The 20,139-nt window shown below is 63.1% G+C and carries 21 protein-coding genes and 2 tRNA genes; 5 read left to right on the top strand and 18 right to left on the bottom strand.

What is annotated here, in order from left to right; translation table 11 throughout:
* Positions 1-154: 154 nt before the first annotated feature.
* Positions 155-286, bottom strand: coding sequence for a hypothetical protein (locus UP06_RS42405; protein WP_283806020.1), 132 nt, complete (start codon positions 284-286; stop codon positions 155-157).
* A 297-nt stretch (positions 287-583) separates the two neighbouring features.
* Here UP06_RS42405 and UP06_RS09955 point away from each other — a divergent pair, with 297 nt between their 5' ends.
* On the top strand, positions 584-1,651 hold the full coding sequence (locus tag UP06_RS09955; protein ID WP_045002376.1) for a serine hydrolase: 1,068 nt from the start codon (positions 584-586) through the stop codon (positions 1,649-1,651).
* A 72-nt stretch (positions 1,652-1,723) separates the two neighbouring features.
* Here the strand turns inward: UP06_RS09955 and UP06_RS09950 are convergent, their stop codons facing one another.
* The 10 genes from UP06_RS09950 to UP06_RS09905 all read right to left on the bottom strand — a co-directional run bounded on the left by UP06_RS09950 (position 1,724) and on the right by UP06_RS09905 (position 9,359).
* On the bottom strand, positions 1,724-3,043 hold the full coding sequence (locus UP06_RS09950; RefSeq protein ID WP_045002375.1) for an aminotransferase class V-fold PLP-dependent enzyme: 1,320 nt from the start codon (positions 3,041-3,043) through the stop codon (positions 1,724-1,726).
* Positions 3,044-3,225: 182 nt separating this feature from the next.
* Positions 3,226-3,301: transfer RNA gene (locus UP06_RS09945), tRNA-Phe, on the bottom strand.
* A gap of 196 nt (positions 3,302-3,497) precedes the next feature.
* Positions 3,498-3,680, bottom strand: a complete 183-nt coding sequence (gene yacG, locus UP06_RS09940) for a DNA gyrase inhibitor YacG (protein WP_045002374.1) — start codon at positions 3,678-3,680, stop codon at positions 3,498-3,500.
* Between the two features lie 162 nt (positions 3,681-3,842).
* Positions 3,843-4,472: a Maf-like protein gene (locus UP06_RS09935; protein WP_018321268.1), complete on the bottom strand. Its 630-nt coding sequence runs from the start codon at positions 4,470-4,472 to the stop codon at positions 3,843-3,845.
* A 157-nt stretch (positions 4,473-4,629) separates the two neighbouring features.
* On the bottom strand, positions 4,630-5,097 hold the full coding sequence (locus tag UP06_RS09930; protein WP_045002373.1) for an arsenate-mycothiol transferase ArsC: 468 nt from the start codon (positions 5,095-5,097) through the stop codon (positions 4,630-4,632).
* A gap of 71 nt (positions 5,098-5,168) precedes the next feature.
* The gene (locus UP06_RS09925; protein WP_045002372.1) at positions 5,169-5,666 is read right to left on the bottom strand and encodes a UPF0262 family protein; all 498 of its coding nucleotides are present in this window, start codon (positions 5,664-5,666) and stop codon (positions 5,169-5,171) included.
* Positions 5,663-6,958 carry a histidinol dehydrogenase gene (gene hisD / locus UP06_RS09920; protein WP_045002371.1) on the bottom strand — a complete coding sequence of 432 codons (1,296 nt, stop codon included), beginning with the start codon at positions 6,956-6,958 and terminating at the stop codon, positions 5,663-5,665. Before hisD ends, UP06_RS09925 begins: the two co-directional genes overlap by 4 nt.
* A gap of 250 nt (positions 6,959-7,208) precedes the next feature.
* Positions 7,209-7,652 carry a DUF2948 family protein gene (locus tag UP06_RS09915; RefSeq protein ID WP_045002370.1) on the bottom strand — a complete coding sequence of 148 codons (444 nt, stop codon included), beginning with the start codon at positions 7,650-7,652 and terminating at the stop codon, positions 7,209-7,211.
* 82 nt (positions 7,653-7,734) lie between these two features.
* On the bottom strand, positions 7,735-8,394 hold the full coding sequence (locus tag UP06_RS09910; protein ID WP_045002600.1) for an NAD-dependent epimerase/dehydratase family protein: 660 nt from the start codon (positions 8,392-8,394) through the stop codon (positions 7,735-7,737).
* A gap of 26 nt (positions 8,395-8,420) precedes the next feature.
* Positions 8,421-9,359, bottom strand: a complete 939-nt coding sequence (locus tag UP06_RS09905; protein ID WP_045002369.1) for an SDR family oxidoreductase — start codon at positions 9,357-9,359, stop codon at positions 8,421-8,423.
* 85 nt (positions 9,360-9,444) lie between these two features.
* On the opposite strand from UP06_RS09905, the gene UP06_RS09900 reads away from it, so the two are divergent.
* Positions 9,445-10,110 carry a TetR/AcrR family transcriptional regulator gene (locus tag UP06_RS09900; protein WP_045002368.1) on the top strand — a complete coding sequence of 222 codons (666 nt, stop codon included), beginning with the start codon at positions 9,445-9,447 and terminating at the stop codon, positions 10,108-10,110.
* A 12-nt stretch (positions 10,111-10,122) separates the two neighbouring features.
* On the opposite strand, the gene UP06_RS09895 is transcribed toward UP06_RS09900, so the two are convergent.
* The 5 genes from UP06_RS09895 to UP06_RS09875 form a co-directional block, all read right to left on the bottom strand.
* Positions 10,123-10,947: an alpha/beta fold hydrolase gene (locus UP06_RS09895; RefSeq protein ID WP_045002367.1), complete on the bottom strand. Its 825-nt coding sequence runs from the start codon at positions 10,945-10,947 to the stop codon at positions 10,123-10,125.
* 24 nt (positions 10,948-10,971) lie between these two features.
* Positions 10,972-11,481, bottom strand: coding sequence for a hypothetical protein (locus UP06_RS09890; protein ID WP_045002366.1), 510 nt, complete (start codon positions 11,479-11,481; stop codon positions 10,972-10,974).
* Between the two features lie 267 nt (positions 11,482-11,748).
* Positions 11,749-12,057 carry an EthD family reductase gene (locus UP06_RS09885; protein WP_045002365.1) on the bottom strand — a complete coding sequence of 103 codons (309 nt, stop codon included), beginning with the start codon at positions 12,055-12,057 and terminating at the stop codon, positions 11,749-11,751.
* 183 nt (positions 12,058-12,240) lie between these two features.
* Positions 12,241-13,905 (bottom strand): FAD-dependent oxidoreductase, encoded by a 1,665-nt coding sequence (locus UP06_RS09880; RefSeq protein WP_245305445.1) that lies wholly within the window; start codon positions 13,903-13,905, stop codon positions 12,241-12,243.
* Between the two features lie 69 nt (positions 13,906-13,974).
* Complete coding sequence (locus UP06_RS09875) at positions 13,975-14,181, bottom strand: hypothetical protein (RefSeq protein ID WP_045002364.1); 207 nt, start codon at positions 14,179-14,181, stop codon at positions 13,975-13,977.
* 320 nt (positions 14,182-14,501) lie between these two features.
* On the opposite strand from UP06_RS09875, the gene UP06_RS09870 reads away from it, so the two are divergent.
* Positions 14,502-14,576, top strand: a tRNA-Thr gene (locus UP06_RS09870).
* Between the two features lie 121 nt (positions 14,577-14,697).
* Here the strand turns inward: UP06_RS09870 and UP06_RS09865 are convergent.
* The gene (locus UP06_RS09865) at positions 14,698-15,717 is read right to left on the bottom strand and encodes an outer membrane protein (protein ID WP_245305444.1); all 1,020 of its coding nucleotides are present in this window, start codon (positions 15,715-15,717) and stop codon (positions 14,698-14,700) included.
* Between the two features lie 1,014 nt (positions 15,718-16,731).
* Here UP06_RS09865 and UP06_RS09860 point away from each other — a divergent pair.
* A complete protein-coding gene (locus tag UP06_RS09860; RefSeq protein ID WP_045002363.1) occupies positions 16,732-17,595 on the top strand; it encodes a transglutaminase family protein in 864 nt (287 codons plus the stop codon).
* Positions 17,596-17,717: 122 nt separating this feature from the next.
* Positions 17,718-19,538 carry an SLC13 family permease gene (locus tag UP06_RS09855; protein ID WP_045002362.1) on the top strand — a complete coding sequence of 607 codons (1,821 nt, stop codon included), beginning with the start codon at positions 17,718-17,720 and terminating at the stop codon, positions 19,536-19,538.
* Between the two features lie 94 nt (positions 19,539-19,632).
* Here UP06_RS09855 and UP06_RS09850 read toward each other — a convergent pair whose 3' ends face one another.
* The gene (locus tag UP06_RS09850; RefSeq protein WP_045002361.1) at positions 19,633-20,109 is read right to left on the bottom strand and encodes a Crp/Fnr family transcriptional regulator; all 477 of its coding nucleotides are present in this window, start codon (positions 20,107-20,109) and stop codon (positions 19,633-19,635) included.
* Positions 20,110-20,139: the final 30 nt, after the last annotated feature.

Genomic DNA, 20,139 nt, shown 5'->3' with positions numbered 1-20,139 from the left:
TACCCACTACGGTGACACTCAATTGAGCGATTTTGCGGCCTATCAAATCGGCCTATCGGTTCAAATGTGCATTGAGTGCACTGCACGGTAATGCTGATTGCCAGCGTGTGCGATTTGGCCGCCTTGAAACCAATCACACTCCGCCTCGCGCGCGTCACCCCGCCCTCGTACCCGTGATGGCAGCAAGCGCCTCGACGAGCCGGTCGAGATCAGCCTCCTCGGTGTAGAGCGCCGGCGTCACGCGGATGCATTGGCCCTTGGCGACGCCCGCCCGGCGAACCGTCAAGACCTTGTGGGTGTCCCACCACGGTGGCGTCGTTGTCGGCCTTGCTCGTCTTGCCGGCGAAGCGGAACGACGTGATCGCACCATACAGGCCGGCCTCATCCGGCGTCAGGATCTCGATGTCCTTGAAGCTGCGAACGCGACTGACCCGGTAGTCGCGCCAATAGCGCTGGCGGACCTGCCGATCGCCGCCGTTGCGCTTGCCGCGATTCCCGTAAAGCGTGTGAGATCGCTCACAGACAATTCAGTGGCGTGCTGTGCAAGATCGTGTGCGCAAAATATTTGCGAGGGAGAGCTATCATGACCGATCTAGGCGCTGTCTTCAGCAACCTCGATGGCAAACTGAGCTTCACCGAGGGCCACTCAATCGCGATCCATCAGGGATTGAACCTCAAGAACAATGCGGGCGCGGGCAAGGCCCGCATCAATCCAGACGTGACGATGACGTCCTTGATCCGTATGGACGTGCTGAGCATGAGCAAGACCATCACGGCAGCCGGGGTCGTACGCCAATTGCTCGCCAGCGGCCTCACGCCCGCGCACGGGATCAGACCCTTCTTGCCAGCATCATGGAATGTGAACGCGCAAATCGCGCAACTGACGTTCGCGCACGTTATGACGCATTCCGGCGGCTTGCTCGGCGATCAATCCGACTTCGGCCAGCTAAAGGCGTTGTGTGAGTCACCACCAGGAGGCACCCTCGGTGTGGTTCACTACCAAAACATCAACTACTCCCTGCTTCGTGTCCTGCTGGCCTATCTGAGCTGTCCTCTTTCCCTGGGGTGGCTGGAGGCGCGGGCTCAGACTCTTCTACCAACCGTGCTGGCTCAAACTGTGCTGCCGACGGTCACCGCCACCATGTATGCCGACAACATCCAGAGAAACATCATGGCTCCCGCGGGAATCGGTCACGCATCGATTGGCCCGGAATCGCCGACTAACCTTCAAGCGGAGTGGTTCGCAGATGCCCACGATCATCTCGGCGACCAACATGTTTCGACGAACCCGATACTCACTTGCGGCGCCGACCGCTGGAACATGGACGTTCGCGACTACGGCCGTTTCATCGCGCATTTGATCAACGGTTCATTCAGCCCAGACCCGTGGCCGACCATGCGTGACACGCGCGCACCGGGCGCAACCAGCGCTCTGCCGGCCTATCCAACAGGGGATGCACGCCTTGGCGTTTGGCGGTTCCAGGCACCCGACGGCACGGGTAATTTCTATGGTCACAACGGTGATTGGAGCGATGCGTTCACGGGTTGGATGGCTTTTAACGGCGGGATAAACGTCACCTTCTTCGCAAACTCGACACTAGGTCCGACCGAACAGGAAAGAATGATACTGGACTCGTGGCTCGCCGCCTGAGGCCACGCGATACAAACGCGCGTGCCTTTGCGATTTGGCCGCCTTGAAACCGATCGCACTCCGCCGCGCGCGTCACCCCGCCTTCGACCCCGTGATGGCAGCAAGCGCCTCGACGAGCCGGTCGAGATCGGCCTCCTCGGTGTAGAGCGCCGGCGTCACGCGGATGCATTGGCCCTTGGCGACGCCCGCCCGGCGAACCGTCAGGACCTTGTAGGTGTCCCTGAGCTTCGCCACGGTGGCGTCGTTGTCGGCCTTGCTCGTCTTGCCGGCGAGGCGGAACGACGTGATCGCACCATACAGGCCGGCCTCATCCGGCGTCAGGATCTCGATGTCCTTGAAGCTGCGAACGCGACTGACCCAGTAGTCGCGCAAATAGCGCAGGCGGGCCTGTTTCGCCACAGCACCGATCTGCTGATGGAGTTCGACGGCCGCGGGCACCGTCAGCACCGTCGCGAAATTGACCGTGCCGGTGTGGACCCGCGAGCGGATGTCGGTGTCCGGAAAATCCTCGTCGCCCATGTCGCGATCGATATCGGCGAGGCGGTCCTTCTTGATGTAGAGGAAGCCCACGCCGACCGGCGCGCCGATCCATTTGTGCAGGTTGAAGCCGACAAAATCGACCTCGAGCTCACCCACCCGAAAATCCATCTGCCCCCAGGAATGGGCGGCGTCAAGGATGGTGTCGATGCCCTTGGCCCTGGCGATGCGGGCGATCTCGGCGACCGGCATGATCAGGCCGGTGCGATGGCTGACATGGGTGAGGAGGAGAAGCCTTGTCTTCGGATTTGCCTCCAGCGCGCGGGCATAGGCGTCGAGCACGGCCTGGCGGGTGGCCGGCTCCGGCACATCGAACTTGACCACGTCGACACCGCGGCGCGCCTTCAGCGCGTTCATGGCATACTGCATCGAATCGTAATCGAGGTCGGCGTAGAGCACGCTGTCGCCGGGCTTCAGTCTGTTGTAGCCGCTGATCAGCAGTTGCAGCGCTTCGGTCGCGCCGCGGGTGAGCGCGATCTCCTCGGGCGCCGCGCCGACCGCCGCCGCCACCTTGGCCCGCACGGAATCGAAATCCGCACCCGCGCGCTGCCGCGCGTAGTAGGTGTTCTGATAGTTGACCATGTCGGACAGGCGGATGAACTCGCGCCGCACGGGCTCGGCCATGATGCCCCAAAAGCCGTTCTCCAGATTGGCGACATCCGGCGTCACGGCATAGAGCCCCTTCACGGCCGTCCAATAGGCCTTGTCGGTGGCGATGGCGGCCGCCGATCCGGTCAGCTGCGCCGGCAGGCCCTCGGCCGCCATGGCTGGTCCCGCCAGCGGCGCGACGGCCGTGGCCGCGAGGCCCTTCAGGATCGACCGGCGGTCGGAAGAAATCGTCTTGATCAGATCCATGTCCACCCTCTGCGATGCGCGGCGAAAGGAGCAACGATCAATGGAACGCCAATGACAGGGCGATGACGGTCTGATGATGGCGGGCGCGCTCGTTTTACGATTCGACTAGGGACCCTCGGCGGCTACCTGCCGTCGTGACCGAGGGCGCGAGCCGGCTGATTGAACTGGGCGCTGAAATGGAATGGTGCCCAGGGGCGGAATCGAACCACCGACACTGCGATTTTCAGTCGCATGCTCTACCAACTGAGCTACCTGGGCGTGCTGAGGGAAGACCCAAAGAGAAGGTCAAGGCCCATCGAGCGGGCGGTTTATAGTGGGCTGGAAGCGGCCTGTCCACCCGGCTTCGCCAAGAGGCTTCGCCGGGCGCGGCCCGGCTGTGCACAAGGTCGGGCGGCCCCGCCGCGGCTGGCGCGCGGCACGTCAGAAATTCAATTAAAATATTGATATTGCTTAATTATTCTTCGCCATCCGCCTCATCGTCGCGGCCGGGGATGACGTAGGAGCCTTTCAGCCAGCGGTTCAGGTCGACGTCGCGGCAGCGCGACGAGCAGAACGGGCGGGTTGCCTCCGACTGCGGCTTGCCGCAGATCGAGCAGGTTTTGACGGGGCCGGTGGGCTTTTTGACGTGGTCGTCCATGATCTCGGCAGCGCGTAGGAGGTGAAGGCGTTCAAGAACCTGTCAACAAACAGGTTCCTCAGGCGTCGGCGCATGCGTTCCACGCAAGGTCGCGCCGGGCCATTCTACTGTGCATGGGGTTGTTTTCGAGATTTTTGTTAGGCCGCGAGGCCAGCACCGCGCTCACACGGCGGTGGCGTTGAGCCAGCCGAAGCGGATCGGAAAACCCTCGCCGCCGAGCAGGGTCGTGGTCTCGTAGAGCGGCAGGCCGACGACGTTGCTGTAGGAGCCGACCATCTTCACGACGAAGGAGCCGGCGATGCCCTGCACGGCGTAGCCGCCGGCCTTGCCGCGCCATTCGCCGGAGCCGATATAGGCTTGGATGTCGTCTTCCGAGAGGCGCTTGAATCGGACGCGGGTCTCGACCAGGCGCTGCCGGAAGGCCTCGCGCGGCGTCACGAGCGTAATCGCCGTGTAGACGCGGTGGTTGCGGCCCGACAAGAGCCGCAGGCACTGCGCGGCTTCATCGACGAGGTTGGCCTTGGGCAGGATGCGGCGACCGACCGCCACCACCGTATCGGCGGAGAGTATGAAGGCGCCGCGCAGCTCGTCGTCGAGCTGGACTGATTTCAGCGCCGCATCGGCCTTGGCGCGGGCGAGGCGGTTGGCGCAGGCGCGCGGCAGCTCGCCCCGCTTCGGCGTCTCGTCGACGTCGGCGGGCCGGAGCGCATCCGGCTCGATGCCGGCCTGGTTGAGCAGCGACAGGCGCCGCGGCGAACCGGAGGCAAGAACGAATTTGGGGCGGCCGAGCATCAGGTGATTTTTGGGGATGAAGCAGGGGGTGAATTGCGCGCGGAACCTATCGGAAGGGGGCTGATTTCACAACCCGGGAACCCGGACTTAAGCGATTCGAGGGTCGCCACATGCCTGTGCCCGCAGTCTGTGACGCCGTTGTTACGGGCGGCGAATGCTACCCGCTCGCCGCGCCGACCTTGGCAAACCGCCGGCGGATGCGCATCAGGAGCTGGTCGCAGACCTCGCGATAGGCGGCGAGCTTCTGGTCGCGGCTGCCTTCGATGGTGGTGGGATCATGCGTCGGCCAATATTCGACGTCGGCGGCAAGCGTCCGGGTCAGCTCCAGCGCCTTGTGGTGCGCCTCCGGCGACAGCGTGATGATGAGGTCGAAATTCAGCCCCTCCCAGTCCTCCAGCTCCTCGAAGGTCTGCGGCTTGTGGGTGGAGATGTCTTGCCCCAGTTCGTCCATCACCGCGACCGCGAAGGGATCGAGCTCGCCTTTTCTCGCGCCGGCCGATTTCACGTAGAGGCCTTGCGGAAACATGTGCCGCAGCAGGCTCTCGGCCATCGGCGAGCGCACGCTGTTCATCGCGCAGGCGAACAGCACCGATTGCGGATCGCGTGCGCGTGGCGGACCCGCCATCGCGCCTAGCCTCTCTTGATAGAGGGCATGGCCTTGTCGGAAAACCGCTGCGCACTTTTCCGGGCCATGCCCTAGCCTTTCCAGTGCAGAACAGTGATGAGCGTGAACAGTCGGCGCGAGGTCTCGAAATCGATCCGCACCTTGCCCTTCAGCCGCTCCTGGAGCGTGCGCGAGCCCTCGTCATGGATGCCGCGGCGGCCCATGTCGATGGCCTCGATCTTGTCCGGCGTCGCCGTCCGGATCGCCTGGTAGTAGCTGTCGCAGATCATGAAATAGTCCTTCACGATCCGCCGGAACGGGGTCAGCGACAACAGATGCGCGACCACGGGCGTGCCGTCCTCGCGGCGGATGTCGAACATCAACCGGCTGCCGGTGATGCCGATATGCAGCGTGAACGGCCCTTTCCCATCGGCGCCGTCGGGCGCGAACAGGTTCTGCTCGATCAAATCGTAGATCGCGATCGCGCGCTCATGCTCGATGTCCGGCCCGGAACGGCCGATCGAATCCTCATCGAGGGTCACCGCGACGATGCGATTGGTCGAGTCGTCCTGTTCGGGCGGCTTTGTCATGACAAATTGAGGCGCAATCCAATCGAGCGCGAATGGGCATCTAACCCCTCCGCCTTGCCGAGCGTCATCGCGGCTGGACCGAGCGCACGGAGCTGATCCGGGCCGCATTTCAGGATCGAGGTACGCTTGATGAAGTCGTGCACCGACAGGCCTGAGGAGAATCGCGCCGAACGCGCCGTCGGCAGCACATGGTTGGAGCCGCCGACATAATCGCCGATCGCCTCCGGCGTATGCGCACCGAGGAAGACAGCGCCGGCATTGCGGATTTTCGCGGCGAGTGCATCCGGATCGGTCGTCATGATCTCGAGATGCTCGGCAGCGATGGCATCCGCAAGCGGGATCGCCTCAGCCAGATTCTTCACCATGATGATGGCGCCGAAATCGGCCCAGGAGGCGCCGGCAATCGCGGCGCGCGGCAGCGTCTTCAGCTGCGCCGCGACGGCCTTTTCGACCTCGGCGGCAAGGCGCGCGGAATCCGTGATCAGGATCGATTGCGCGCTGGCATCGTGCTCGGCCTGCGCCAAGAGATCAGCGGCGATCCAGTCGGCATTGCCGGTGTCGTCGGCGATCACCAGCACCTCGGAGGGGCCCGCGATCATGTCGATGCCGACCTTGCCGAACACCAGCCGTTTTGCGGCGGCGACATAGGCATTGCCGGGGCCGACGATTTTTGCGACCGGCGCGATCGTCGCGGTGCCGTGCGCAAGGGCTGCCACAGCCTGCGCGCCACCGACGCGGTAGATCTCGCTGACACCGCCGAGTTTTGCGGCCGCGAGCACCAGCGGATTGAGCTTGCCGTCGGGCGACGGCACCACCATGACGAGACGCGAAACGCCGGCGACTTTCGCGGGCACCGCATTCATCAGCACCGAGGACGGATAGGCCGCAGTGCCCCCGGGCACGTAGAGGCCGGCGGATTCGATCGCGGTGTAACGCCAGCCGAGCTCGACGCCGAGCGGGTCGGTGAAGCGCTCGTCCTTCGGCAGCTGGCGCCGATGATAGGTCTCGATCCGATCGCGTGCGAGCTTGAGCGCATCCAGCGTTGCGGCATCGCAGGCCTTCACGGCTGCCTCGATCTCGGCGGCGGTGACGCGCAGGCCAGATGCATCCAGCGTCAGCCGGTCGAACTTTGCCGTGGCCTCGAGCAGAGCCGCGTCGCCGCGTTTGGCCACGTCATCAACGATGGCGCGCGCGGCGGCCTCGACGTCAGCCGAGACCTCGCGCTTGGCGGCGAGGAAGGCCGAAAATCGCTGGTCAAAATCGGCGCTGCTGCGGTCGAGGCGAACGGGCATTTTTCGATGGTCTTTTGGCTGGTCTTTGGGGGCGGATCGGCGTCACAAGGCCCCCTGCTCAATGGCGCGGCGGGGAAGCGGCGTCAACCCTTGGGAGATGTCGTCCCGGCGAAGACCGGGACCCATAACCACCGAAGCTAATTGTTGAGCAAAATGGGGCCACATCTCGTTTTAACAACTATGCCCTGGGGCTATGGGTCTCGGCCTTCGCCGGGACGACACTGGATATGTGGCATGCGGTATCCGTCCCTCATCCCTCGACCCCCAGCCCTGTCCCCAGCTCGTCCGCCCCCAGATCGGTCAGCTCGCATTCCAGGCATTCGACGTCGAGGCGGATGGCGCCGCCCTGGGCGAACAGCAGCAGCGCGCTGCCGCCGGGCTCCTCGTCGCGGCCGTCCCGGGGGTGAAACTCGATACCGACGAGGTCCAGAACCGTCTCCGACGCCGCAAGATCGATGTCGCGCGACTTGCAGGCGAGCACCCGGTCGAAACGGAGCGCCGAAACCAGCCGGCGCGGCTCGGTTTCGCCGTCCAGCGTCTGCTCCCAGTCCAGCCGGCTCATGCCGACCACCAGGCGCTTCTCGCCCTGCCGCCAGATGATGTCGGAGGCTTGCACCAGAGCATCCTGCACATGGGTCGAGATCACCGCGAGATCATCGGCGTCGAGCGCGATCAGTTTAAGCTGGGGAGACATTCGCCGGCCCTTCTCCTGCGATGCAGATGCGGCACAACGCGCGGAGGTGCCAAAATATCCGCAAAACTAACCAGAGGGCGGATTAGAGCCCATTGATATGCTCCATCTCCAGCACTTTCCGCGGATAGCCCTCTCGCGCAACCCGGATCATGCCGCGGCCGATCTGCTCGGTCGAGGTGACCAGGCGAGGCGCAAGGCGGCGCAGCACCGACCATAACGGCCAGGTCACATCGTAGACGGCCTGCACCCAGGCGGTCTTGGAGCGTACGCCGTGCAACGGCTGGATCACGCCGGGCCGGAACATGAAGGCCGCCTTGAACGGCAGCTTGAGGAGGTCGTTCTCGGTCTTGCCCTTGATCCGCGCCCACATCCGCGAGCCCTGCTCGGTGGAATCGGTGCCGGCACCGGTGACATAGGTGAAGGTCATCTGCGGATTGAGCCGCGCAAGCGTCGTCGCCGCAGCGAGCGTGATGTCGTAGGTGAGATGGCGGTAACGGTCCTCGCTCATGCCGATCGAGGAGACGCCGAGACAGAAGAAGCAGGCATCGAAGCCGGTGAGCTGCGCCTCGATCGCCGAATAGTTGGTGAAATCGTCGTGGATGATCTCGGTGAGCTTGGCGCTGCGCACGCCGGTCGGACTGCGCCCAACCACCAGCACGCGTTCGATGCCGGGATCGATCAGGCACTCGCGCAAAACACCCTGCCCGACCATGCCGGTCGCGCCGAAGACAATGACTCGCATCGGGACGTCCCCCACGATGTCGCGGCTCATGCGGCGGCCGCGATCTCGTCGAAGGATACACCGGTCAGCGTTGCCGAGACATCCCACAGCATGGCCGCCGCGGCGAAATCCTTCGCCTGCGGCACAACCCTCGCCGGCACCGGCGGCCCCTTCAATTCGTAGAACCAGTTCGGACCGTAGTAACCGCCGGGCTCCGCGGCCGGAGAGGTCGCCGCGAACAGGGTAGGCAGCGCGCCTTCAGCCGCGGACTGGCTGATGAAGGGCTGTAGCCAACGGCTCACGCGCGACTGGAAGGTGTTGGCGCCCGGGCCGTTCGGAATGAGATCGGTGCGTGCATAGCCTGGATGGGCCGCGACGCTTCGCACGCCCCAGCCGGCCGCGTCGCTGCGGCGCTGCAATTCGAGCGAGAACATCAACATCGCGAGCTTGGACTGGCAGTAAGCACGCCACGGACGATAGGACCGCCGGCTCTGGAGATCGTCGAAATTGATCGCGCCGGAGCGGTGCGCAAGGCTCGAGAGATCGACGACGCGCGCGGCCTTTGCGCGGCGCAGCTGCGGCAGCAAGCGCGCCGTCAGCGCGTAATGGCCGAGATAGTTGGTGCCGAGCTGCATCTCGAAGCCATCCTCGGTCTGCTGCCGCTTCGGCAGCGCCATCACGCCGGCATTGTTGACCAGGAGGTCGAGCTGATCATTGCTGGAGGCAAAGCGCCTGGCAAAATCGGCGACGGAGGCGAGGCTCGCGAGATCCAGGCGCTCATAGGCGATCAGCGCGTTGGGAAACTGCTCGCAAATGCGCTCGATCGCCCGCAGGCCCTTTGCGTCGTTGCGCCCCGTGAGTATGACGATGGCTCCGGCGCCCGCTAGCGCCAACGCCGTCTCGTAGCCGAGGCCGCCCGTGGCCCCGGTGACGACGGCCGTCTTGCCGCTGAGGGAGGGAATGTCTGCCGTACTCCAGTCGGTCATGCCTTAATCTCCTGTCAGGGGTTGGAAGAGCCCCACGACCGGTCTAAATGTGCACTTAGTGCAATTTTGCAAGAGGTGAAGGAATTTGAAGGTTTCGAAGCACGCCGGGAAACAGGCCAAGAAACAGGCGAAGCAACGCGCCAAGCCCTTGTCCTCAGGAGGAAAATCGCCGGCGGTGCCGGGCCTGAGGCAGCGCAAGCGCGAAGCGACCCGCGAGCGGCTGACCCGCGCGGCGATGGCGCTGTTCCTGGAGCGCGGCTTCGAGGCCACGACCATCGACGACATCGCCGCCGCCGCCGACGTGTCGCGCCGGAGCTTCTTCCATTACTTCGCCTCGAAAGAGGACGTGGTTGCCGCCTGGCAGGAAGATGCTGCAACCGCCCTCGTCGCCGCGATCATCGCCAGGCCCGCAGACGAATCCTTGCTGACCGCCGCGGAAAGCGCGATTGCGGCGACGGTCAAACGGCTCGATCCGACTGAGGCGGCGGCGATGGCACGGCTCAAGCGTGACAATCCCGCGCTTCAGGCGCGCGACCAGCTCAAATACGAGAAGCTCGAACGCGCGCTGGCGGAAGGGCTTGCGCAACGCTCCGGCCGCAAGTCGGACCAGTTGAAGGCGCGGCTCGTCGCCATGATCGCCACCGGCGCGATGCGCGTCGGCGGCGAGAGCTGGCTCTGCGAAGGTACCCGCGACAAGCCGGAGGCTTTCGTGAAGCGGACGTTCGACGCGATCAGGGAGATATTGAAGTGAGGTACTTCAGCCTTACTCCTTGAAAAACGCCAGCAGGTCCGCGTTGATGGTCTCGGCATGCGTCGTCGGCATGCCGTGCGGAAAGCCCTTGTAGGTTTTCAGCGTGCCCTTCTTGAGCAGCTTCGCCGACAGCGGCGCGGAATCGGCGTAAGGCACGATCTGGTCGTCGTCGCCGTGCATCACCAGCACGGGCACGGTGATCTTCTTCAAATCCTCGGTGAAATCGGTCTGCGAGAACGCGACGATACCGTCGTAATGCGCCTTCGCGCCGCCCATCATGCCCTGCCGCCACCAGTTCTGGATCACCGCTTCCGACGGCTTTGCGCCGGGGCGGTTGTAGCCGTAGAACGGGCCGGCGGCGATATCGCGATAGAAACTCGAGCGGCCGGCGGCGAGCTGAACCTGGAAGTCATCGAACACGCTCTTTGGCAGGCCGCCGGGATTGGCCTCCGTCTTAACCATCAGCGGCGGCACTGCGGAGAGGATCGCAGCCTTGGCCACCCGGCTTTCGCCGTGGCGGGCGATGTAGTGCACGACTTCGCCGCCACCGGTGGAATGGCCGACGTGAATGGCGTTCTTCAGATCGAGATGCGCGGTCACCGCCGCAAGGTCGTCGGCGTAGTGATCCATGTCATGGCCGTCAGCGACCTGCGACGAGCGGCCATGGCCGCGGCGGTCATGAGCGATGACGCGATAGCCGCGGGTGACGAAGAACATCATCTGCGCGTCCCAGTCGTCCGCTGACAGCGGCCAGCCATGGCTGAACACGATCGGCTGGCCCGAACCCCAATCCTTGTAAAAGATCTCGACGCCGTCCTTGGTGGTAATGGTGGGCATTGGATGGGCTCCTTCAGTGAGAGATCAGGCGAACGCCATCGGCCTGTAGCGGCGCCAGGCGCCGATGGTCACCAGCACGAAGAACAGCAGCACGAGACCCTGCACCACGGCGAAGACCGGACCCGACGGCGGCGCCGGCGGCACGGCCGGTGCGAGCGCGGCCAGCGCCGGCACCTTCAGGAACGACTGGATGATCAGCACGAAGACGTTGAAGTAGAGCGAGATCATCGCGGTCACGACATAGACCGGGCGCCAGGCGCCCTTGAGCTTCATGCCGTAGAGCGCGATGCAGGCGATCGCGAGCAGCACCAGCGAGATGGCGGCGATGATGTACGAGGGCAGCAGCTCCTTGAACGGAAACAGGAAGCCCGTCGCATTGGTCAGGATGGTGAAGAGGAGGAACATCGCGGTGAGGCCCGGCAACCGCTTCGAACCGAGCAGGCCGAACATCACGATGAGGCCGGCGGCGATGGCGATCAGGCTGATGATGACATGGACTAGCGTGAAGGCGGGCAGGCTCAACCCAAGAACCATGGCATCTCTCCTACTCTCAATATTGAGATCAGCAGGATGGTATTACGCGCCTCATCGGATTGCTACATGCGCCGGCATCACACATGCGTACGAAGCCATGCGTCATCGTGCGAATCGACAAACGCATGGCTGAATTTTTTGCATCACTGTCGCAATGGACAGCAGTTTGTAGCCCGGATGGAGCGCAGCGAAATCCGGGGTTCTCGCGCCTGGATAATGCTGTCCCGGATTACGCTTCGCTCCATCCGGGCTACGAGCTTGCAGGTTTCAAACTTCCTTGGTGTCGAAGATCAGCAGATCGGCGCCGCCACTGGCGAATTTCGGCACGTCGCCTGCTGCCGCCTTGCCTGCTTCGCTGCCAAATGCCGCCTGGATGTCGGCCACACTGTTGAAGGAGAGAATGGCGACGAGATGGACTCCGGAGGGACCGGCGGGGGAGCCGACCGGTCCCGTGCTGACCGCGTATTTCTTCAGGCCGGGAAGTTTCTTGGCGAGCGGAATGTGGGTCTCGGCATAATGCTTGTCGAAAGCCGCAGCATCCTTGGGCGTCTTGTAGAGCACGACGAGTTCAGCCATTTAGTCCTCCCGTTGAAGCTTTTGTTCGTTTCGCGGGCGATGCGCCTCGCGACGAGGCGATAGTCCGCGGGACACGGCAAAATCGCAAGTCACATTCGACTTGCCATTCCCTTGTCTTCTCCTTGACTTATTATTTGAGCACGATCTTTCGGAAAACCGCTGCACACTTTTCCGGATCGAGCTCTAAAGCGCCGGTTTTGCGGCGTCGCCGAGATAGCCGTGCAGGGAGGCCACCACCTGCGCGCCCTCGCCAATGGCGCCGCCGACGCGCTTGACCGAGCCGGAGCGGACGTCGCCGACGGCATAGACGCCGGGGACCGAAGTCTCGAGCGGGGCCACGAGCCGGCCCTGGTTCTGCTCGGACTGCGCGCCGGTGACGACGAAGCCGCCGCGATCGAGCGTCACACCGCAGCCATCGAGCCAGCCGGTGGCAGGATCGGCACCGACGAACAGAAACAGATTCTTGATGTCGGCGGAATCCTCGTCCGCAGACAGCCGGCTGCGCAAGCGGATGCGCCGCAGCAGCGAAGCCTCGTCGCCCTCGAGCGCCGATATCTCGGTGTTGAACATCAATTCGATGTTCGGCGTCGCTTCGATGCGCTCGATGAGATAGCGCGACATGCTGGCGCCCAGACCACCGCCGCGGATGATCATCAGCACCTTCTTGGCATGACCCGACAGGAACACCGCTGCCTGGCCTGCCGAATTGCCCGCGCCGACCAGGGCCACCTCTTCGCCGGAGCAGAGCCGCGCCTCCACGGGGGACGCCCAGTACCAGACGCCGCGGCCCTCGAATCTGTCGAGGTTCTCGATCTCCGGCCGGCGATAGCGCGCGCCGCTTGCGACCACCACCGCGCGCGAGCGCAGGGGATCGCCGCCGTCGATCGCCACTGAAAATGCGCCGTCGGTGCGCGTGCAGTCAAGCGACTTCACCGTCATCGGGATCATGATGTCGGCGCCGAATTTTTGCGCCTGGTTGAAGGCGCGCGCCGTCAGCGCCTGGCCGGAAATGCCGGTCGGAAAACCGAGATAGTTTTCGATGCGCGCGCTGGCGCCGGCCTGGCCGCCGAAGGCGCGGGTGTCGAGCACGGCGACCGAGAGTCCTTCGGAGGCGGCGTAGACCGCGGTGGCGAGTCCCGCCGGCCCGGAGCCGACGATCGCGACGTCGTAGATGCGGTCGTTACGCGGGCCGCCGATCATGCCGATCGCGCGCGCAAGCTCTGTCTCGCCGGGATTGCGCAGCACGGTGCCACCAGTCGTGACGACCAGCGGCCAGTCCTCACGTTTGGGCGAATAACGCGCGATCACCTCAGCGGCGTCGCGATCACGCTCGGGACAGAGCAGGTGATGTGGCTGGCCGTTGCGGGTGAGAAAGCCCTGCAAGCGCACCACGCCGGCCGAATGCGACGGCCCGATCAGCACCACACCGCCGACGCCGCCCTGGAGCAGATTGACCCGGCGCAGGATCAGCGCGCGCATAATGCGCTCGCCGAGCTCGGCCTCGGCGACCAGCAGCGCGCGCAGCCGCTCCGGCGGCAGCAGCAGCGTCTCGACATCACCTTCGGCGCGGCCGTCAACCAGCGCCGGCCGGCCGGAGAGCTGGCTGAGCTCGGCCAAAAATTGCCCCGGCCCCTGGTCGATCAGCGGGGTGACATGACCGAGCCCGTCGCGCTGGGTGAGGGCGACATGGCCCTTCAGCACGACGAACATGCCCGGCCCCGGCTTGCCGGTCTCGAACAAGAGCTCGCCATGCGAATAGCTGCGCAGCTCGCCGAAATGCCGCATACGCGCGATCTCGGCGGATGTCAGCGCCGGAAACGTCTGTTCGGGGCGAGAGAACCGCGACATCTGCGCATCTCCGTCGGTTCGTTTCGTTCCGTCCTGCCCGATGGCCACGTCCACGCACTCCAAAAAATTCTAGTCACCGGCCTTGTCGAAGGTCTTGTCAGAGGTCTTGCCGGCGATCCCCTCATCTAGGGAAGCATCGTCGTTCTGCGAGGGGTCGGCGCTTGCGGCGCGTTCGCGCGCCTGCACCTTCCGCCGCTTCAGATTTTCGCGCAGCGCCGATTTCAGCCGGTCCTGCCGGGCGCCAGCCGCCGGCTTCTTCTCGTTCTCGTCGGTCATTTTGAACCCGTCACATGGCCGGCCGCAGGATGCCATCGAATAGCGACATCTCAAGAGGGTGCGGGACGGCCGCGACAACGAAGCCGGCAGATTTGGTCGAATTCGCGGATACCGCCAACTGCCCGATTGGCTGGGGATTTTGCGGGAACCAAATCGAGCCAAAACCGGTCATTTCGGAGCAAAACCGCTGATTTCGGCGCGCAACAGGGTCGATTTTGTCGATTTCGCCGGGCCGGCAAGCTTGCACAGAGGGGAGGCCTGTGGCAGATATCGGCCCGCTTGGTAGGCCCCTCTGGCGGCCGATTCTTACCCCAGCACATGCTGCCGTAGCTCAGTGGTAGAGCACTCCATTGGTAATGGAGAGGTCGACAGTTCAATCCTGTCTGGCAGCACCATTCCCTGGGTCACCTCACGCACAGATCAACTTTCTCGCGGCACGAGGCGCCCGAGTTTTGCTCTTTTCCCGCGCCCTCTTCGACGAAGAGGACGCAGGATAAACCACCCGCTCAAACTCGGCTAAAAGCCGAAGCCGACGCCGCCGGCTGCCAGATGGTGGGACGTCCCGCCGAAGCTGGCCGTCCACGAACTGGTCGCAGCATGAGTGGGATCCACGGTGGAGCCAAAAACCTGATTCGCGGCGCCGACATACAAATAGCGATACTCGCCGAACAGGTAAGCGCCGCTGTTGCCGAGGGCGAAGCGCGCACCGGCCTTTGCCTGTGCCGCAAAGGTCCAGGCTGAGGAGTCCGGCCTCGCGTTGAAGTGGTTGATGCCAAGCTCGGCCGGGTCGGTCTGGGTGGACGTAGCGCCGTTGATGGAGACGTTGGCAGCCCCGATGCCACCGCCGATATAGGGCGTGATGCCTTGATAAGGCGTGTTGAAGCCGACCACCATGTTCGCCAGAAGCACCGTGGTGCGGGTCGGGAAAGTATCATCGAAGGTGCGTTCAGCAAGCCGGTCAGTAGGATTCACCAGCGTCGCGCGCGGCTGATTGCCTGCCAGATAGAAACCTTCGATCTCCAGAGCGGGCCGGACATACGCGCCATACGACCATTCATAACCGAGATGCGCGCCGCCGAACCCGACGCCGCCGCTGCTGCTCCGCCCCGTGGCATCGACGGCCAAGGGACCTCCGAGGGCCTCGGCGAAAAAGACGGTGCCGAATTGGCTGATGTCGGTGCCGCCGCGACTGCCGCCGCCGCCGAAAACGCCGACATAGGCACCGCCACCGGACGCCGGCGACACCGCGGGCGCCTTGGCGTACATCGCATAGGCCTGCGTGGGCGGGGTTGCCGGCACCGTCTCCGTCGCGGCGTCGCGTCCGGCCGGCCTCGCTGCCGGTGCAGCCGCCTCTCTCGGAGTGGCCGTGCGCCGCTCCTGTTTCGCCTGCTTCAATTCAGCGCGCAGCTCGGAGATGGTCTGCTGCTGCGCTTTCAGCATGTGAAACAGTTCGGCGTTGGATGGAATGTCCTCGGCATGGGCGGCGCTCGCCGTCATCAAGCCCGCGGCCACGATGAAACACTTACGCGCTGTCATTGGATACCCCGCCCCCGGTTGCGTATCATCGACTGGCACTATGGAACTTGGTCGAGGGAGCGCAAAGACATCGCGTCCGCGGGCGCGACCGTTTGAGGCACGAAAGCTGGAGATTTTGAACGCGGTGTGGATTTTGGGCGACAGGCGTCCGCGTCTCCATCAATCCCGTCGGACAGCACCATTCTCAATTCACGCATGAAGCCGCATTCTCACGGCTCGAAACGCCCGAGTTTTGTTCTCCTCTTTCGCCTTCTCTTATGAAGAGGGCGCAGGGAAGACCGGGTGCCGGCTGGCACCCGCGGTCCACTGTGCGCAGGTAGCGCAGAGGAAACCGCACAGCAGCATACAGGTGTAGCCAATCACTCGGCCTTCCCTGCGCAGTGGGTTGACGGCTTATGCGCGCTCTCCCCGGCGACGAGTTCCCTTTTGTCACCGTCACCTTGCGAATTGGCGATGGCTCGCGGCCCGGTTGAGCCCCGATCCATCTCCGCAAGGCTTGACCGTAGCAACGACGGCCAGGACCACACGTTTTTGCCGTACGCAGCTCATCCGGCTTCGCCCAGAGGCTTCGCCAGACTTAAGGCGCCGTTCGTCCGCACGCAGAAGGACCTCACGAGGTTCATCTCGCCCTGGTCCCGCCTTCGCGTGCCCGACGCTGCCGCGTCCACCGCACCCCGACCCACGTTCGTTACGACGGACGATCGTCCCTCTCCTTGGGTCGGGATAGAAAACGGGTACCGTAATTCCGAATTTCGGTAAAGTGGAATATTTTTGTGGCGGAGGGTTGACGGGTTTTCGCGCAAGGCGGGTGTTTTGCCCGACGGATCACACCTCACATGTGGTACACTGCCTATCCGACTGCGACGGCCGTCTGCGATCGGCTCTCGCAACCATCGGTTCCTCACGCCATGACGTGAGGAAGTGGCATTTCGAATCGGCTTGCGCGCTCGCGATCTACATCCAACGGTAACGGGCGCCGCAACATTCATCGCTGCTACGTGGCAGGAGCTACTCATGAGGCAAATCCGGATCATTCATAAGACTGAATATTTCTACAATCAGTCCGTCACCTTCGGTACTCATCGAGCCATGATGCGACCTCGCGAGGGACATGACGTCCACATCGTGAGAGGGTCGGTGGATATCGAGCCCAACGCGGAGGTGCGCTGGTTGCGCGACAACTACGACAATGCCATCGCAGTCCTGACCTTTTTGGAATCATCCGACAAGCTCAAGATCGCAAGCGAAGTCGACGTCGACCTCTACTACGACGATCCCATCGAATGGCGGATTGCGCCATTCGCCAGTTCATTCCCCTTCCAATATCCCCCGGAAGAGCAAATTGAGCTGATGGTGTATCGTCTCCCGAGCTATCTCTACGACGCGACCGCCCTTCTCGGATGGTTGCACGACCTCTACAAACCCGGCCAGTTGATCGGCACGCTGGACCTTCTGAACAATCTGAATACTCACATCTACCAATCGTTCAAATACATTTCGCGCGAGACTCTCGGGGTTCAATCACCCAACGAAACACTGCGGCTCGGCAGCGGGACCTGTCGTGACTATGCGGTGTTCATGATGGAAGCTGCCCGCTACTGGGGATTTGGTGCGCGCTTTGTCACCGGCTACATCCAGATGGCCGAAGGACAACACGGTGCCACGCACGCATGGACCGAGATCTATATCCCCGGAGCCGGATGGCGCGGCTATGATCCTACCAACAACAAGATCGTCGGCAGTGAACACATCCCCGTCGCCGTGACGCGCGAACAGGAAAAGGCGTCTCCGCTTTCCGGCACGTGGGATGGTCCGGCGGATGCATTCAGCCGGATGAACGTCTCGGTGCAAGTCATGTCAATCCCCACATCACCATGAATGTCGTTGAAGCGACCGTCGATCACTGAAATTGTCGGCCAGTCGATGTGTCCTTACTCCTTCGTCCGTCTTGTCATCATCATCATTCGAATTGAAGTCGGTGGCTTCCATGGCAGGCACCCATGTTTGATCTGACGATTGTCCTGGTCCTTCTTGCGGCTGCGATCCTGATGTTCGCGATCAACAAGCCGCGCCTGGATGTGGTCGCACTGATCATGCTCCTTGCGCTCCCCTTCACCGGTGTCCTCACCATGGGTGAAGCATTGGCGGGTTTCAGCGATCCAAACATAGTTCTGATAGCCGCTCTCTTCGTGCTCGGCGACGGCTTGGTCCGAACGGGTGTCGCGCAACTGCTGGGCGACTGGCTGATCACGAAGGCCGGAGACAGCAAGATCACGCTGATTGTCCTTCTGATGATGATCGTCAGCGGCCTGGGCGCGACGATGAGTTCGACGGCCGTTACCGCCATCTTCATTCCAGTCGCGTTGCGAATTGCAAACAGCACGGGTGTCGGACCGGGCCAACTGATGATGCCTCTCAGTTTCGCTGCGCTCATAAGCGGAATGCTGACGCTCGTCGCGACGGCACCAAACCTGGTCGTCAACGGTGAACTCGAGCGTCACGGAATTGAAGGGTTTCGCTTCTTCAGCTTCACGCCGTTCGGCTTGCCGATACTCGCCCTGGGCATCCTGTACATGTGCTTCGCGCATCGCTGGCTGCCTGACAAAGTGAAGGCGAAGAACGCCGGCAACCCGAACTTCTCTGTCTGGATCGATGAATACAAACTCGCCGACCGCGAATACCGGCTTCGCGTGACAGAGCAATCATCTCTCGCCGGCATGACCATCGAAGACCTGAACCTTCGCGGCTCGTCCGGAGCAAGCATTTTGGCCGTGGAACGCCGCCGCAGATTTTCCACGGAGGTTCTGCGTCCGACCGCCAAGTTGGAGCTCGCGGTCAATGATGTCCTGCTTATCGATCTGTTTGCAAACCACAGCAATATAGGTGAGCTTCGTGATAGATTTGCGTTGGAAGAGCTTCCGTTGAGCGGAAGCTATTTCACCGATCGATCGCAGGATATCGGCATGGCGGAGGTTCTGCTGATGCCGACTTCGGATCTGATCGGCAAGACGATCCTCCAGGCAAAGTTTCGCAGCCGGTTCGGATCGACCGTGATCGGCCTGCGGCGCGGCGTGGTTGCGCATCAAGACGACCTTCTGAACGATGCGCTGGCGGTCGGCGATACGCTGTTGCTGATTGGTCCCTGGGGTGACATCGAAGAGCTCCGGTCTGCCAATACGGATTTGGTCATCATCAGGCTGCCTGCCGAGGCCGGGCAGGTTCTCCAGGTCCCGGGCAAGGCGCCGCAGGCGGTGATCTGCCTGGCGCTCGTCGTTGGATTGATGGTCAGCGGCCTCATCCCGAATGTGCAGGCCGCCCTGATCGGATGCATGCTGATGGGCGCGCTGGGCTGTATCGACATTGCCAGCGCCTACCGGTCGGTCGACTGGAAGACCATTGTCCTTATTGTCGGAATGTTGCCGTTTTCGATCGCCCTCGAGAGAACCGGCGGGGTCGAACTGGCGGCTGATGGGCTAAGAGCTATCACCAGCGGCGCCGGCCATCACATCATGCTCGCCACGCTTTTTGCCATGACGGCGCTGCTTGGGATGTTTATCTCGAATACCGCGACGGCGGTATTGATGGCCCCCGTCGCCATCGCTGTCGCGAAGGAAATGCATGCCTCGCCGTATCCGTTTGCAATGACCGTGGCCCTGGCTGCTTCGACTGCCTTCATGACGCCGGTGTCGTCGCCGGTTAACACGTTGGTGGTCGCCCCCGGACATTACACGTTCGGTGACTTTGTACGCGTCGGCGTACCGTTTTCCCTGGTTGCTTTGATAGTCTGCGTCTTGCTCGTGCCCTGGCTGTTGCCGCTCTGAACCGGGCAACTCTTTGACGCAAGGGAAAGGCAAAGGAAGGGCTCAGATAGCCCGTAGGATGGGTAGAGCGAAGCGAAACCCATCCTACGCATTATCACTTGTCCTCACCCACCTGATGTCCGGCGAAGCGATCGTCGGAACGGCGCAGCCGTCGGCAAAGCTCGCGATTGATGTTCTGCAGAACGATCACATAGGCGTGGATATCGGCCTTGTAGCAAGCGTAGAGCTTCTGGGCCGTGAGCTCATACAACACCGTCGGCGCCTCCGCGACCACCGTGGCGGAGCGGTTTTGCATTTCAATCAGCGTCATTTCACCGAAGAAGTCGCCGGGCTCCAGAACGGAAATCGGGATGACGCTCCCCACATTCGCCCGCTTGCTCACCACGAGCCGACCGGATTTGACGATGAACATCGAGCGTCCCGGATCGCCTTCCGCCACGACGATTGCGCCGGCATCGAAGCGGCACTCGACCAGCATCGAAATCAGGAGATCGAGACCTGGGTCCGGCAGACCGCCGAAGAACGGCGTCGCGAGCAGGAACGCTTTCATATCGGGGGCATTGGCAACCATCGCGCGAGGATAAGCTTCATCGCCATCTGC

The sequence above is a fragment of the Bradyrhizobium sp. LTSP857 genome (genome assembly GCF_000938285.1).
In the GTDB taxonomy this organism is placed as follows: Bacteria; Pseudomonadota; Alphaproteobacteria; order Rhizobiales; family Xanthobacteraceae; genus Bradyrhizobium.
Note: the sequence above shows the minus strand (reverse complement) of the source record. Positions and strands in the feature narration are given on the sequence as shown.

Bases quoted from the DNA above. Each gene is read 5' to 3' on its own strand.
- UP06_RS09895 (WP_045002367.1), bottom strand. From the start codon at position 10,947: ATGCCCACCATTACCACCAAGGACGGCGTCGAGATCTTTTACAAGGAT.
- UP06_RS09930 (WP_045002373.1), bottom strand. From the start codon at position 5,097: ATGGCGGGTCCGCCACGCGCACGCGATCCGCAATCGGTGCTGTTCGCC.
- UP06_RS09865 (WP_245305444.1), bottom strand. From the start codon at position 15,717: ATGACAGCGCGTAAGTGTTTCATCGTGGCCGCGGGCTTGATGACGGCG.
- UP06_RS09860 (WP_045002363.1), top strand. From the start codon at position 16,732: ATGAGGCAAATCCGGATCATTCATAAGACTGAATATTTCTACAATCAG.
- UP06_RS09910 (WP_045002600.1), bottom strand. From the start codon at position 8,394: ATGCGAGTCATTGTCTTCGGCGCGACCGGCATGGTCGGGCAGGGTGTT.
- UP06_RS09955 (WP_045002376.1), top strand. From the start codon at position 584: ATGACCGATCTAGGCGCTGTCTTCAGCAACCTCGATGGCAAACTGAGC.
- UP06_RS09935 (WP_018321268.1), bottom strand. From the start codon at position 4,472: ATGCTCGGCCGCCCCAAATTCGTTCTTGCCTCCGGTTCGCCGCGGCGC.
- yacG (WP_045002374.1), bottom strand. From the start codon at position 3,680: ATGGACGACCACGTCAAAAAGCCCACCGGCCCCGTCAAAACCTGCTCG.
- UP06_RS09885 (WP_045002365.1), bottom strand. From the start codon at position 12,057: ATGGCTGAACTCGTCGTGCTCTACAAGACGCCCAAGGATGCTGCGGCT.
- UP06_RS09915 (WP_045002370.1), bottom strand. From the start codon at position 7,652: ATGTCTCCCCAGCTTAAACTGATCGCGCTCGACGCCGATGATCTCGCG.
- hisD (WP_045002371.1), bottom strand. From the start codon at position 6,958: ATGCCCGTTCGCCTCGACCGCAGCAGCGCCGATTTTGACCAGCGATTT.
- UP06_RS09875 (WP_045002364.1), bottom strand. From the start codon at position 14,181: ATGACCGACGAGAACGAGAAGAAGCCGGCGGCTGGCGCCCGGCAGGAC.
- UP06_RS09950 (WP_045002375.1), bottom strand. From the start codon at position 3,043: ATGGATCTGATCAAGACGATTTCTTCCGACCGCCGGTCGATCCTGAAG.
- UP06_RS09880 (WP_245305445.1), bottom strand. From the start codon at position 13,905: ATGTCGCGGTTCTCTCGCCCCGAACAGACGTTTCCGGCGCTGACATCC.
- UP06_RS09855 (WP_045002362.1), top strand. From the start codon at position 17,718: ATGTTTGATCTGACGATTGTCCTGGTCCTTCTTGCGGCTGCGATCCTG.
- UP06_RS09925 (WP_045002372.1), bottom strand. From the start codon at position 5,666: ATGACAAAGCCGCCCGAACAGGACGACTCGACCAATCGCATCGTCGCG.
- UP06_RS09850 (WP_045002361.1), bottom strand. From the start codon at position 20,109: ATGGTTGCCAATGCCCCCGATATGAAAGCGTTCCTGCTCGCGACGCCG.
- UP06_RS09905 (WP_045002369.1), bottom strand. From the start codon at position 9,359: ATGACCGACTGGAGTACGGCAGACATTCCCTCCCTCAGCGGCAAGACG.
- UP06_RS09890 (WP_045002366.1), bottom strand. From the start codon at position 11,481: ATGGTTCTTGGGTTGAGCCTGCCCGCCTTCACGCTAGTCCATGTCATC.